Consider the following 12,791-nt stretch of genomic DNA (forward strand, 5'->3'; position numbering starts at 1 on the left):
TTGCTTTGCGGGCTGCACATTCCTGTGCCAAACAGCCGCGCTACTTAAGGTCACACAGATGGACATGCAATCCCGAATTCGCCAGCTATTCCAGGCCAGCATCGACACCAAGCAACAGGCGATGGACGTACTTGCACCGCACATCGAGCAAGCCAGTCAAGTCATGGTCAATGCCTTGCTCAACGAGGGCAAAATGCTTTCGTGCGGCAACGGCGGTTCAGCCGGCGACGCCCAGCACTTTTCCTCCGAGCTGCTCAACCGCTTCGAGCGCGAGCGCCCGAGCCTGCCGGCCATTGCCTTGACCACCGATTCGTCGACGATCACCTCGATCGCCAACGACTACAGCTACAACGAGATCTTCTCCAAGCAGATCCGCGCCCTGGGCCAGCCGGGCGATGTGCTGCTGGCGATTTCCACCAGCGGCAACTCGGCCAACATTATTCAAGCGATCCAGGCCGCACATGATCGCGAAATGATTGTCGTAGCATTGACCGGACGCGACGGCGGCGGCATGGCCTCGCTGCTGCTGCCAGAAGATGTGGAGATTCGCGTTCCGGCCACTGTCACTGCACGTATCCAGGAAGTCCACCTGCTGGCGATCCACTGCCTGTGCGATCTGATCGACAGCCAACTGTTCGGGAGTGAAGAATGACCGTTAACCGCCTCAGCCTTTTGGCCATGACGCTGTGCCTTGCCATCAGCGGCTGCAGCACGGCAATCACCGCGACACGCGACACCCCCATCCAGGACGACAAGGGCACGCGTACCTTCGGCAGCAAGATCGACGACTCTCTGATCGAAACCAAAGTCGAGGTCAACGTCGCCAAAGCCGCGCCGGACCTGGGCAATGGTGCCTCGCGCATCGTCGTCACCAGTTTCAACGGTGTGGTACTGCTCGCCGGCCAAACGCCCCGCGCCGATCTTAAGGCCCAGGCCGAGCAAGCCGCAGCGGCCGTGCAACGCGTGAAGAAGGTGCATAACGAATTGCAGGTGATGGACCCGATCACCCTGCTGGCCATCAGCAATGACGCGCTGCTGACCACCAAGATCAAGGCGCAGATGCTCACCGACAACGCCATCCCAGGCTCGCGCATCAAAGTCGTCACCGATAACGGTATCGTCTACCTGATGGGCCTGCTGACCCAGGCGGAAGCCACCCGCGCCGCCAATCTGGTACAGGGCGTATCTGGCGTGCAGAAGATCGTTAAGGTGTTCGAATACATCGATTGATGTAAACGCCGCCCACAAAAAAGGACGCCGTGCAGCCATTGCACGGCGTCCTTTTTTATTACCCGAGCTTACTGGTACTGCTGGTACGGGTTGCCCTGGAACTGGTTATTTTGCTGCGGTGCCTGCTGCTGGGCCGGCTGGCCATACTGCTGGCCTGGGATAGGACCCAGGTTGACCTCGACCCGACGGTTCTGGGCACGGCCATTGACGTCCGCGTTGCTGGCGATCGGGTTATCCGGACCGGCGCCGCGCGCGCTCAGGTTGGCCGGACTCACGCCTTGGGACGTCAGGTAATTGGCCACGCTCTGAGCGCGACGCTGGGACAGGTCCATGTTCAACTGGCGGCTGCCGGTGCTGTCGGTGTAGCCGACAATCTGGATGGTGTTCTGATTGAACTGCTTGAGCGAATTGGCCAAGTTGTTCAGCGGCTGGTAGAAACTGCTGGAAATCGCGTCGGAGTTGGTGGCGAAGGTGATGTTACCCGGCATGATCAATTTGATCTGGTCGCCCTGGCGCTGCACTTCGACTCCGGTATTGGCCATGCTTTCGCGCAGTTTCTTTTCCTGCTGGTCGGCGTAGTAGCCATAGCCGGCGGCACCTGCACCGGCCACCACTGCGCCGATCAGCGCGCCCTTGCCACGGTGGTTGTGGTCGATGGCGGCACCGGCCAATGCCCCGGCCAGAGCGCCCAGGCCACCATACTTGGCGGTCTTGCTCATACCGCCGGATTCATTATTCGCCTGTCCCTGGCTGCTGCCGTCATAAGGATTAGGGGAAGCGCAGCCGGACAACAGGGCTACGGCGGTAGCGACAACAAGCAGACGACGCGGAGTGAACATGAAGGAAGCTCCTACTTTTGCATTCTGTGGTGCAAAGGACATTGGCAACGGACCTGTGCCGGGTTTGGAACGCGACAAACGGCAAAAATTCCGTCATCGCGTTCCAGGCTGTAACAAAAGACTGGCCAACACTGACCGCCATCAAAACCCTAGCAGACACCCGCTGAACACAACCTGAGATTTTTCTGTAACGGCGCGCTCGCTGACGTCAAGCCCGAACGAACGGGTTCTCGCGCATCTCATCCCCCAGCCGCGTATCCGGCCCGTGCCCCGTCACCACGATGGCATCCTCGTCCAGGGTATACAGGCGCTGCTTGATCGAACGCACAATGGTCGCCTGATCGCCACCCCACAGATCCGTACGCCCCACGCCGCGGCGGAACAAGGTGTCACCGGCAATCAGCAATTTGGCATCGGCGAACCAGAAACTCATCGATCCCGGCGTATGCCCAGGCGTGTGCAAAGCCACGCCGCAGCCGCAGGCCAAGGCCTCATCATCGGCCAGCCAGCGGTCGGGCGACGGCACTGGCGTATAGGGCACCCCAAACATCTGGCATTGCATCTCCAGGTTGTCCCACAGGAATTGGTCTTCCTTGTGCAGATGCAGGGTGGCGCCGGTTTTCTCTTTCAATTGACCCGAAGCGAGGAAGTGATCGAGATGGGCATGGGTATGAATGATGCTCACCACCTTCAGGCCCAGCGCATCGAGCCGCGCCAGGATCCGTTCCGGGTTGCCGCCCGGATCGACCACGATGGCTTTTTTGGTGACGGGGTCGCCGATGATCGTGCAGTTGCACTGCAACGGGCCGACCGGGAAGGTTTCGCGGATAAGGGCGTTGTGTTCAATATTCATCGGTACTCCTGCGCTTCATATGGCATATTCGCCACAGTATGGTTGACCAAGCCTCACACCCGAAAGTGACGGTTCGCTCGCCCGCATGCAAAGCCGCCGCTGCTAAGCTTTGCGGGCGCCCCTCAACCCCACCCAAGATCGCAAACGTGCCGCGCTGGAGCGAGCCTCATGGCGAACCACTTGATCATCTGCGAGCACTGCGACTGCGTGTACCGCAAAGTCGCGCTCGCCCGGCATCAAAAAGCCGTGTGCGTGCGCTGTGCAGGCGTGTTGCAGCGCTACAACGGCCTGACCCTGCAACAGCGCCTCGCCTTGACGCTGACCGCCGCGGTGCTATGGGCTTTCGCTAACTTCTATCCGGTGATGACGATCAGCCTGCAGGGCCTGAAAAACAGCGCCACGCTGTGGGACTCAGTGGTGGCCCTGAGCCTGGGGCCAATCACCTTTATCGCCTTGGTGGCCGCGATCTCCATCATCATCGCGCCGGTTTTCCAGTTGTTACTGCTGATATGGGTGTTGAGTTTCGCCTTGGCCGGCCAGCGTTCGCCGGCGTTCAGGCTATGCATGCGCTGGCTCGAAGCACTGCGGCCGTGGAGCATGCTCGAGGTGTGCCTGCTCGGGGCGATGGTGGCGGTGTTCAAGTTGGCCGGCATGCTCGATGTCATTCCCGGCACCGGCCTGTTTGCGCTGGCCGTGCTGAGCCTGTTGCTGATCCGTATCGCCGGGCGCGATGTGCGTGACCTGTGGGACGTTGTGTGAATACCCCGCCGACCGCCAGCGAACTCAACCTGTGCCTGTGCCACAGCTGCGGCCTGGCGGCTGACATCAGCGCAGCCCCCGGCGAATGCGAACGCTGCGGCGCGCCCCTGCACCGGCGCAAGGTCCGCTCGCTCACTCGCACCTGGGCCTACATGCTCACGGCGCTGGCCTTTTATGTACCGGCCAATGTGCTGCCGGTGATGAATACCAGCCTGTTCGGCTCGGGCGCCGACAGCACCATCATGAGCGGGGTTCTGGAGTTCTGGCAGCACGGCGCGTGGGACATCGCGCTGATCATTTTTATCGCCAGCATCGCCGTGCCGGGGATCAAGTTCGTTTCTCTGGCGCTGCTGCTGGTGACCGTGCAACGCAACAGCCTGTGGGCGCGCAAGGAGCGCTCGAAGCTGTTCCGTTTTGTCGAGCTGATTGGCTACTGGTCGATGCTGGATGTCATCGTGGTCGCGCTGGTGGCCGCGCTGGTGAAGTTTCAGGCGCTGGGCACTATCGAGCCGCGCCTGGGCATTCTGTTTTTCGGCCTGGTGGTTGTATTTACCATGTTGGCTGCGATGAGCTTCGACCCGAGGCTGATCTGGGAACCCCCGCACACTAAGGAGACCTCGGATGACGTCCCGCACTGACGCTGCGAAAACGCCCGGATCGCCGGCCATCAAGACCCGGCGCTTCAGTGTGTCGCTGGTTTGGATCGTGCCGATCGTTGCGGTATTGGTGGGGATTTCGCTGGTGGTCCACAGCGTCCTGCAGCAGGGCCCGACCATCACGCTTAACTTCAAGACCGGCAGCGGGCTGACAGCGAATAAAACCGAGGTCAAGTACCGCAACGTGGTGATCGGCCAAGTGACCGATGTGGCCCTGAGCGGCGATCAGAAAAGCGTCAACGCGACCGTGCAGTTGGCCAAGCAGGCCGAAAGTTTCACGCGCGCCGACTCGCAGTTCTGGGTGGTACGCCCGCGCATCGGCGCGGGTGGCGTTTCCGGTATCGACACGCTGTTGTCCGGCGACTATATCGGTGCCGACATCGGCCAGTCCGAGACCCGCGCCAGGCAGTTCAAGGGCCTGGAAAACCCGCCGCCGATCACCTACGGAGAACCGGGCAAACGTTTTACGTTGCATACGCAGACCCTGGGCTCGCTGGATATCGGCTCGCCGGTGTACTACCGCAAAATCGAGGTCGGCCAAGTGGTGGCCTACAAACTGGATGCCGAAGGCAAAGGGGTCGATATCGAAGTGTTCGTGCATGCGCCCAATGATGCGTACGTCACGCAGAACACCCGCTTCTGGAACGCCAGTGGGATCGACCTGAGTGTCGGCGCCAATGGCTTCGCGCTGAAAACCGAATCGCTGTCGTCCATGCTGGTGGGCGGTATTGCGTTCCTGGCGCCGCCTTACAGCCCCAACGATAAGCCCGCCGATGAGGAACAAACGTTCGAACTGTTCGACGACCAGGTCAGCGCGCTTGCTCCGCCCACCGGCGACGGCCAATACATGGCCCTGCGTTTCGACCAGGCCCTGCGCGGGCTCAAGGTCGGCGCACCGGTGGAGTTCCTCGGCATCGAGTTCGGCAAAGTGGTGTCGGTCAACCTGGACTTCGATGCCAAAAAGCGCAGCTTCCCACTCAACGTCGGCATCGTCATCTATCCCCAGTTGCTCGGACAGGCCCATACCAAGCTGCTCAAGACCATGAACAACGATCCCAAGGATGAAGCCGCCGGCGTACGCCTGATCGGCTCGTTCATCGAGAACGGTCTGCGGGCCCAGGCGCGCAGCGGCAACCTGCTGACCGGCCAGTTGTACATCGCCCTGGACTTCTACCCCAAAGCCGACAAGGTCACCTTCGACCCCACCCTGCGCCCGGTCAGCATCCCGACCATTCCCGGTAACCTGGAACAACTGCAGGAAAAACTCGAAAGCATCGTCAACAAGATCAATCAACTGCCGATCGAACGCATCGCCGGCAACCTCGACAGCAATCTCGTCGAGTTGCGCAAAGGCCTCACCCAGTTCAACGCCAAGACCCTGCCCGGCGTACAGACGACCTTGGCCGACGTCAGCAAGACGTTGCAATCGGCCAACGCGACCCTCGCCGAAGACTCACCGCAGCGCGAGCAACTGACCCAGACCCTGGATGAGCTGGGCCGCATGTCCCGCTCGTTGCGCGAGCTGTCGGACTACCTGGGCCGTCACCCGGAATCGCTGATTCGCGGTCGCCCCGACAACGCCGCGCCCCTGAACCTGCAAGGGCCACCGCGCAAATGAAACCTGGAGCAAGCGCCATGACGTTTCCGTTCAAAGCCACCCTGCTCGGCGCGTTGTTGGCGCTGTCGGCCTGCGGCAGCACGCCCATTACCTTCCATACGCTGACCCCGGCGCATGCGAATCTGCCCACGGTTGGCGGTACCGGCACGATCCGCATCGAGAGCCTCACGGTGCCGCCCGCCGTGGACCGACCGCAGATCGTGGTGCGCCAGGGCGACACGGGCATCGCCATCCTGGAAACCCAGTGGTGGGCCGCCAGCCTGGCGGACGAAATGCGCAGCGCGCTGGTGGATCAGTTGGCCAACAGCAATCCTCGGCCACCGCTGCTGTTGCGGGTCGACGTACAGCGCTTTGATTCCGTGCCTGGCCAGTACGCCCGGTTTGACGCCCAATGGCGTCTGCGGCCCGCCAGCGGCACTGACCGCCCGTCGCTGCTGTGCCGAACGACCTTGCAGTCGCCGGCGGGCAGCGGCATTGACGATGTGGTGTTGGCCCATCAGAACAACCTCAAGCGCTTCGCGGCACAGGTCAGCCGGGCAGCCGCCAGCGCTGCTGGCCAGTGCCCAGGCACACCGTAGCCCACCGCGAGATCAGGCCAGCAACCCCATGGCCTTCGCGCGGGCCACGGCCTGAGTGCGTCGCTCCACGCCAAGCTTGCTGTTGATGTGGCTGGCGTGGGTTTTCACGGTGTGCAGGGAAATGAACAACTGATTGCTGATTTCCTGATTCGAACATCCCAGGGCAATCAGTTGCAGCACGGCCATTTCGCGCGCGCTGAGCGCCTCATGGGAGGATGACCCCCCCGCCGCCACCGTGGGCAACAACGCCAGCAGGGCCTGGCTCGCCAGGGCGTGAGGGTGCTGAGCCAACTGCTCGCGCATCCAGTCAGCATGGTTTTCCAACAGCCGCTGGAACGGTTGCAGTGCGCCCCCGGCGGCAGCCTGCAGGGCCTGGGCCAGCATCGGCCGCGCCTTGGCCGGCTGCCCGCCCTCCAGCAGCAGTTGCACCTGCTGGGTCAGCGCCAGCAAAGCGATCATCTGGCGGCCGCTGGTCTGGGCCTCTTGCGCCAATTGTTCCAAACGCTGCAACGCCGCTTCGGGCTGATGACGCGTGGCGTCCAGGGCGGCTTGTTGCAGGCCGATGTGTTGCGGCAGGTGGGGATGAAACTCCGGCGCAGCGGCGGCGTGGTAGCCGTTGTAGGTCTGCCCCAGCCGCGTCAGCCAGGCATCGGCCAGGTCGGTACGGCCCTGGGCCAGCCACAGTTCGCATTTGATCAGGGTGATCATGGCCAGGTAGTAAATCGGCGGCACGTCCCAGATATGCATCAAGCGCTCGGCTTCAGCCAGCTCGGCGAAGGCCAGAGGAAAGTCGCCGCGGCGTCCTTCGAAACTGGCGATCACACAGTGCCCGATCAGCACACTGATATCGCGGCAGGCTCGGGCCTCCGCCAGCCCGGCGCGCAGGCGAGCCAGGCCCGCTTCGGGCTGCAAGCGCAACAGCAGCAAGTAACCTTCATACAGCGCCAGGCGCGCGCGCACCGCATACAACCGCTGAGGCGCCAGGCCATGCAGGCGCTGCAGGCCCTGGCGCACTTCGTCGAGCGAACGCAGGATTTCACCGCGCGCCTGCAACACCCGCGCACGGTCGTAGTGGGCCAAGGCCTCGAACAGCGGATTGCCGACCCGCTGCGCGAGCTCCAGCGATTCGCGATTCAAGCCCCGGGCGCGCCACAGGTCGGCATCGGCAATCGCCAGGTTGGATAAGGTCGACAGACACATCAGCCGCTGGCCATAGCGGCGCTGCGGCAGGCTGTCCAACGCCTCGCCGCAGTAGCGCTGGGTCAGCTCGCGATCACCGCGACCACGGGCGATGATGCCGCTCAGCGCCAGCCACTGCGCCAGCATCGATCGTTGTGCGGTGGCCGAAGGGGCCGGCAGGAAGCGACTGAGGTAACTGGACAGTTCCTGCGCCGCGTCGAGCTGGCAGGCCAGGCCCAACGCCCAGCTGTACAACACAATCAAGCGCGGCGTGCTGATCAACAGGCTGTCGGGCAAGTCCATTTTCCAGCGCAGCAGCATGCCGACATTCTGCTCGGCCAGCAGCTGTTCTTCGGACAGGTTTTGCACCAGGTTTGCCGCCACATCCAAATGGCCGGCGCGCAATGCCTGCTCCACCGCTTCGTCGATCAGGCCCTGGGCATTGAACCAGCGACAGGCGCGCAGGTGCAGGCTCGCGGCCGGCAGCACCGGGCTGTTCGCGCGGCGACTGCGCAACAGGTCGGAGAACAGATGGTGATAGCGAAACCAGACGCCCTGCTCGTCCAGCGGCACCAGAAACACCTGGTGAGATTGCAGGTAGCGCAGGATGTCCGCGCTGTCGTGGGCTTCGCGCACGGCGTCGCACAGTTCGCTGCAAAAGCGCTCCTGGGGCGCGGTGTCGAACAGGAATGCCTGCACGTCAGCCGGCAGACAGTCGATCACCTCTTCCAACAGATAATCGCGGATCAGACCTTCGCCGCCGTGCAGGCTCTGGGGCAAAGCGCCTTCGTTGCCGGCTTCGGACGCCGCCAGCAACCAGAAGCGCAGTCCGGCCACCCAGCCTTCACTGCGCCGGATCAAGTTATCGAGGGCTTCGCCGCGCAGCGCATTGCTATGGTGATCCAGCACTGCCAAGGATTCGCCATGGGTCAAACGCAGGTCATGTTCGTGCAGTTCGAGCAAGTGCCGCGACAAACGCAGGCGCGCCAGATGCCAATCCGGGCGCTGGCGGCTGGTTACCAGCACCACCAGGCCGTCGGGCAAGTGGTTGAGGAAAAACTGCAGGCAACGGTCCAGCACCGGTCCCTGGGCCAGATGATAGTCATCGAGTACCAGCAACAGCGGCGCGCGGGTGGACAAGTGAACGGCCAACTCATCGAGCAGACCATCGAGCCATTCTTCAAAGGCAAAGGGTTGATGACGCTGGCGCATTTTCAGCAGGCCCAGGGACTGGGCGCCGAGCGGCGAAAAGTACTGTTGCAGGCCTTCGAGCAAACGTTCGAGGAAACGACCGGGGTCACTGTCCCGTGGGCTCAGGCCCAGCCACAGGCTTTGCCAGTGCGTCGGCAGGCTTTGGCAGAACTCGACCGCCAGGGAACTCTTGCCGAAGCCGGCCGGCGCGCTGACCAGCAATAACCGCCCCTGCAATCCGGCACTCAGCCGTTCGCACAGGCGCGGTCGCGGCACGTAGCCGTCAGGCAGCGGTGGCCTGTAGAAACGCGCGTCCAGGGACGGGATCGCCGTACTGGCGGGCCCTTGGATTCGGGACAGATCAGTCATCGCCGGGCTCTTATTGAAGGCTATTGTCGGCATTGCAGATGTCCGCAGACTAGCGGTAAAAGCCGCCGGTTTGTAGATCTTTGCAACAATTGCCTGGAAAAGAACTGCGACAAGAAATATCGCCACAAACAAAAGTGGAAGGGGGCTTGCTCCCGATAGAGGCGGATCAGTCGATGCTGCGCTGACTGTCACACCGCTATCGGGGGCAAGCCCCCTTCCACATTGACTCGTTCAGCTTAGCGCACACCATCCTGACGCAAGGCCGCCGGGGTGAAGTCGCTGGTGGTAGCGGTGAAGCCAAAGTCGTAGGCCTGTTTCTCTTCGTTCTTCATGCCCAGCGCCAGGTAACGGCCGGACTGCAGGTCGTAGAGGGTTTCCAGGGCGTACCACGGCACTTGCTTGTCGTAGTAGTTCTCGGCATGGGCTTCGGCGACGCGCCACAGTTGGCCACGGCCGTCGTAGTGGTCGATCACCGCGGCTTGCCAGGTGTCTTCGTCGATGTAGAAGTCACGCTTGGCGTAGATGTGGCGCTGGCCTTCCTTCAAGGTGGCGACCACGTGCCAGACGCGGCGCAGTTCGTAACGCGCAAGGTCCTGGTTGATGTGGCCGGCCTTGATGATGTCGGCGTACTTAAGCTTCGGATCGTCGATCTTGTAGCTGTTGGAGGCGATGTAGATTTCCTTCTTGCCTTCCAGCTTCCAGTCGTAGCGGTCCGGCGCACCGTTGTACATGTCGAGGTTGTCGGAGGTCCGCAGGCCGTCGGCGGCGGTGCCCGGGCCGTCATAGGAGACTTGCGGGGCCCGGCGCACACGACGCTGGCCGGCGTTGTAGACCCACGCCGAACGCGGCTCCTTCACCTGGTCCAGAGTTTCGTGCACCAGCAGCACACCACCGGCAAGACGCGCCGGCGCGGTTACTTGCTGCTTGAAGTAGAACAGCACGTTGCCTGGGTTCTTCGGATCGAAGTCCTTCATTTTGTCGCGGAACACGAACTGGTCGCGGAAATACACCAGGCTGTAAGAGCCATTGGTCTGCGGGGTAGCCTGCGTCACCAGGCGCGTGACGCTACCGCCGCGATAGCGAGTGATATGGTTCCAGATCACCTCGACGCCACTTTTCGGAATCGGGAACGGTACCGCAGTTTCGAAGTTTTCCAGGCCGTTGCCGCCGGACACCAGGTTGGTAGTGGTGGCGTTCTTCTTGATCGAGGCGAACACATCGGCCGGCACGGTAGCGCCGCGATGGGTCGGGTAGACCGGCATCTTGAAGGTTTCCGGGTAGCGCTTGAACATCGCGTACTGCCCCGGCGCCAGTTTGTCTTTGTACTGCTCGACGTTCTGCGCGGTGATGGTGAACTGTGGTTGCTCACTGGCGTACGGGTTGGCGAGGAACCCCTTGGCATCCACAGCGCCGGCATTGGTCGGCATCGGCGACCACTTGGGGATCGTGCCCGCCGCGTTCCCGGCCATCTCGGCGCCCATCGGCGTGAGGGTGGTGCCCAGCTTGGCGGCTTCATCCGCCGAGACCGCCGCCATGACGTTGCTCGCCAGGATCGACAGCCCCAGCACACCTACGTGCAACAGACTTTTAGTTATTTTCATATTTCGGTCTTCCTGAAATTCAGTGTGCTTAGAAGTTCGCGCCGACGCTCAGGGCGACAAAATCACGGTCATCCACGGTGCTGAACTTGCCGCCGAAGAAGTTGGTGTACGCCAGGCTCGCGGTGTAAGTGTTCTGGTATTCGGCATCCAGCCCCAGGCTGACCGCTTTGCGACCTTCTTCGAAGTTACCGCCAGGGCCTGGCGAATAACCTTTCACGTCGTGGGACCACGCCACGTTGGGCTTGAGGTTCACACCGGCGAACACGTCCGGGTATTCCCAGATGGCACGCGCGCGGTAGCCCCAGGAGGTTGCCGTGGTGAAGCCGTCGTTGTTGCAATTGGTGTTCAAGCCGGCGGCGTTGGGCAGGCCGGCGCCATTGGCCGTGGATTGGTTGAGCCTGTCGCAGAAGCCAGCCGGCAAGGTGCCAGGACCGAATACCGGGTCACGGCCGTAACGGGCTTGTGATTTGCTTTCCAGGCCGCCCACATGGGTCACGCCGATTTCACCGACGGTGGTCAAGCGGCTCGCGCCCATCACTTGGTCGAAGAAGTGCGTGAAGGTGGTCTGGAACTGGGTCACTTCCTTGCGGTTGTAACCGTGCAGATCCTGGCCTGGGGTGCCCTTGAGCACGGACGCGTTGCCAAAGCCCGGGATCGGCGTAACACCGGCGAAGAGAATATCGGTGGTGCTCAACTGCACCGGTGCGTTGGGACGGTAACTCAGCTCACCGCTCCACGCGGTGCCCGTCGGCAGCGTGGTGGAGAAGCTCAAACCGTAGAGGCGGATATCTTCCGGGTACTCGACGAAGTAGTTGGAGTTGCCGGCCACGACCAGTGGCCGCAAGGCGCCCAGCGGCCCCAGCGGACGGGTGTAGGCCGACGCCGGCGCACCCTGTGCACTGAAGATCGGCGCACGGCTGTGGTAATTCATGAAATACGCGCCGAACTCGGTGTCCAGCGGCTCGAAGTTGTAGTGCATGGCCACGCCGAATTGGCCGCTGTCGCGGGCATCACGGTCAGGGCCACGGCGCACCAGCACGCCTTCGTTGTTAACGTCCACACCCAGGGCCGTCAACGTCGGCAAGGCAGCCCCCGGAATGGTCGAGCGCTTGTTCAGCACGCGCAGGTTATTGCTGCAGCCATCGGAAATCACATCCGGCTGCGAGAAAAACGTACCGCAGTTGTCGGTGACGGTCTGGTCCCATTCCAACTGGTAAAACGCTTCGGCCGACAGGTTATCGGTCAGGGTCTGTGACACGTAGAACATGTTGACCGGAATCAGGCCTTCCTTGATTTCGGCACCCGGACGACGGAATGCGGACACGTCAATCGGGTTGACGGAGTTGATACCGCCGCCGATGAAGGTGCTTTCGCCCCAGCTCACCACCTGCTTACCGAACCGCACGCTGCCCGGCTGATCGGCAATCGCATAGTTGTGATAGACGAAGGCATCGAGAATCTGCCCACCGGAAGACTTGGCGCCTTCCTTTCGATTGTTGTCGCTGATGTCCTTGAACTCACGGCTTTCATCCTTGAGTTCGAAGTCGTACCAGTATTTGCCCCGCACGAACACGCCGGTGTCGCCGTACTTCAGCTCCAGGTCGTGAATACCTTTGAAGATCTTGGAGAAGGTCTCGCCGCGCGTGAAGTTCAGATGACCGTCATCGGAGGTCTGGGACAACCCCCGGCCGCCGTTGTTGGCGCCGATCAAGTCCTTGTTAGGCTTGGCTGTCGACCAGCTCGCACCCACCGAAAGCGACGAGTCGAAGTTGCCTTCGATTTCACCGATATTGAAACTGACGCCGAATGCAGGCCCGGCGAGCGTAGAGGCGAGGCTGACGGCCAGAGGCAATCTTGCCCGGCGCCAGAACTGGTTTACTGAGGTCATCGACGCTACTCCATGTGCATTATTGTTATG

At 62.1% G+C, this 12,791-nt stretch carries 11 protein-coding genes; 6 read left to right on the top strand and 5 right to left on the bottom strand.

The features are described from left to right. Positions 1-58 precede the first annotated feature (58 nt). Together OSC50_RS19705 and OSC50_RS19710 are read left to right on the top strand one after the other, a co-directional pair. On the top strand, positions 59-652 hold the full coding sequence (locus tag OSC50_RS19705) for a phosphoheptose isomerase (RefSeq protein ID WP_024073509.1): 594 nt from the start codon (positions 59-61) through the stop codon (positions 650-652). After that, complete coding sequence (locus OSC50_RS19710; RefSeq protein ID WP_034111799.1) at positions 649-1,230, top strand: BON domain-containing protein; 582 nt, start codon at positions 649-651, stop codon at positions 1,228-1,230. The genes OSC50_RS19705 and OSC50_RS19710 overlap by 4 nt, the downstream gene beginning before the upstream one ends. 68 nt (positions 1,231-1,298) lie before the next feature. Here OSC50_RS19710 and OSC50_RS19715 read toward each other — a convergent pair whose 3' ends face one another. Both OSC50_RS19715 and OSC50_RS19720 read right to left on the bottom strand, forming a co-directional pair. Further along, a complete protein-coding gene (locus OSC50_RS19715) occupies positions 1,299-2,069 on the bottom strand; it encodes a YiaD family glycine zipper/OmpA-like lipoprotein (RefSeq protein WP_181078566.1) in 771 nt (256 codons plus the stop codon). 208 nt (positions 2,070-2,277) lie between these two features. Beyond that, a complete protein-coding gene (locus OSC50_RS19720; protein WP_253510511.1) occupies positions 2,278-2,922 on the bottom strand; it encodes an MBL fold metallo-hydrolase in 645 nt (214 codons plus the stop codon). 168 nt (positions 2,923-3,090) lie between these two features. Here OSC50_RS19720 and OSC50_RS19725 point away from each other — a divergent pair, with 168 nt between their 5' ends. Genes OSC50_RS19725 through OSC50_RS19740 form a run of 4 tightly spaced genes read left to right on the top strand, consistent with a single transcriptional unit; the run spans position 3,091 to position 6,533 of the window. After that, entirely contained in the window at positions 3,091-3,681 is a 591-nt protein-coding gene (locus OSC50_RS19725) for a paraquat-inducible protein A (RefSeq protein ID WP_181078569.1), read from the top strand. Next, positions 3,678-4,319, top strand: a complete 642-nt coding sequence (locus OSC50_RS19730) for a paraquat-inducible protein A (protein ID WP_181078571.1) — start codon at positions 3,678-3,680, stop codon at positions 4,317-4,319. Before OSC50_RS19725 ends, OSC50_RS19730 begins: the two co-directional genes overlap by 4 nt. Beyond that, positions 4,303-5,955, top strand: coding sequence for a PqiB family protein (locus OSC50_RS19735; protein ID WP_266247959.1), 1,653 nt, complete (start codon positions 4,303-4,305; stop codon positions 5,953-5,955). The genes OSC50_RS19730 and OSC50_RS19735 overlap by 17 nt, the downstream gene beginning before the upstream one ends. 17 nt (positions 5,956-5,972) lie before the next feature. Then, the gene (locus tag OSC50_RS19740; protein ID WP_181078574.1) at positions 5,973-6,533 is read left to right on the top strand and encodes a PqiC family protein; all 561 of its coding nucleotides are present in this window, start codon (positions 5,973-5,975) and stop codon (positions 6,531-6,533) included. A 12-nt stretch (positions 6,534-6,545) separates the two neighbouring features. Here OSC50_RS19740 and OSC50_RS19745 read toward each other — a convergent pair whose 3' ends face one another. From OSC50_RS19745 to OSC50_RS19755, 3 genes are all read right to left on the bottom strand, one after another. Next, a complete protein-coding gene (locus OSC50_RS19745; protein ID WP_266247957.1) occupies positions 6,546-9,272 on the bottom strand; it encodes a winged helix-turn-helix domain-containing protein in 2,727 nt (908 codons plus the stop codon). Positions 9,273-9,508: 236 nt separating this feature from the next. Continuing rightward, the gene (locus tag OSC50_RS19750; protein WP_181078578.1) at positions 9,509-10,873 is read right to left on the bottom strand and encodes a DUF1329 domain-containing protein; all 1,365 of its coding nucleotides are present in this window, start codon (positions 10,871-10,873) and stop codon (positions 9,509-9,511) included. 28 nt (positions 10,874-10,901) lie between these two features. Next, the gene (locus tag OSC50_RS19755) at positions 10,902-12,761 is read right to left on the bottom strand and encodes a DUF1302 domain-containing protein (RefSeq protein WP_266247954.1); all 1,860 of its coding nucleotides are present in this window, start codon (positions 12,759-12,761) and stop codon (positions 10,902-10,904) included. Positions 12,762-12,791 lie beyond the last annotated feature (30 nt).

Origin of the sequence: Pseudomonas quebecensis (assembly GCF_026410085.1) — a bacterium.
GTDB classification, from domain to species: Bacteria; Pseudomonadota; Gammaproteobacteria; order Pseudomonadales; family Pseudomonadaceae; genus Aquipseudomonas; species Aquipseudomonas quebecensis.

Bases quoted from the DNA above. Each gene is read 5' to 3' on its own strand.
- OSC50_RS19705 (WP_024073509.1), top strand. From the start codon at position 59: ATGGACATGCAATCCCGAATTCGCCAGCTATTCCAGGCCAGCATCGAC.
- OSC50_RS19710 (WP_034111799.1), top strand. From the start codon at position 649: ATGACCGTTAACCGCCTCAGCCTTTTGGCCATGACGCTGTGCCTTGCC.
- OSC50_RS19715 (WP_181078566.1), bottom strand. From the start codon at position 2,069: ATGTTCACTCCGCGTCGTCTGCTTGTTGTCGCTACCGCCGTAGCCCTG.
- OSC50_RS19720 (WP_253510511.1), bottom strand. From the start codon at position 2,922: ATGAATATTGAACACAACGCCCTTATCCGCGAAACCTTCCCGGTCGGC.
- OSC50_RS19725 (WP_181078569.1), top strand. From the start codon at position 3,091: ATGGCGAACCACTTGATCATCTGCGAGCACTGCGACTGCGTGTACCGC.
- OSC50_RS19735 (WP_266247959.1), top strand. From the start codon at position 4,303: ATGACGTCCCGCACTGACGCTGCGAAAACGCCCGGATCGCCGGCCATC.
- OSC50_RS19740 (WP_181078574.1), top strand. From the start codon at position 5,973: ATGACGTTTCCGTTCAAAGCCACCCTGCTCGGCGCGTTGTTGGCGCTG.
- OSC50_RS19745 (WP_266247957.1), bottom strand. From the start codon at position 9,272: ATGACTGATCTGTCCCGAATCCAAGGGCCCGCCAGTACGGCGATCCCG.
- OSC50_RS19750 (WP_181078578.1), bottom strand. From the start codon at position 10,873: ATGAAAATAACTAAAAGTCTGTTGCACGTAGGTGTGCTGGGGCTGTCG.
- OSC50_RS19755 (WP_266247954.1), bottom strand. From the start codon at position 12,761: ATGACCTCAGTAAACCAGTTCTGGCGCCGGGCAAGATTGCCTCTGGCC.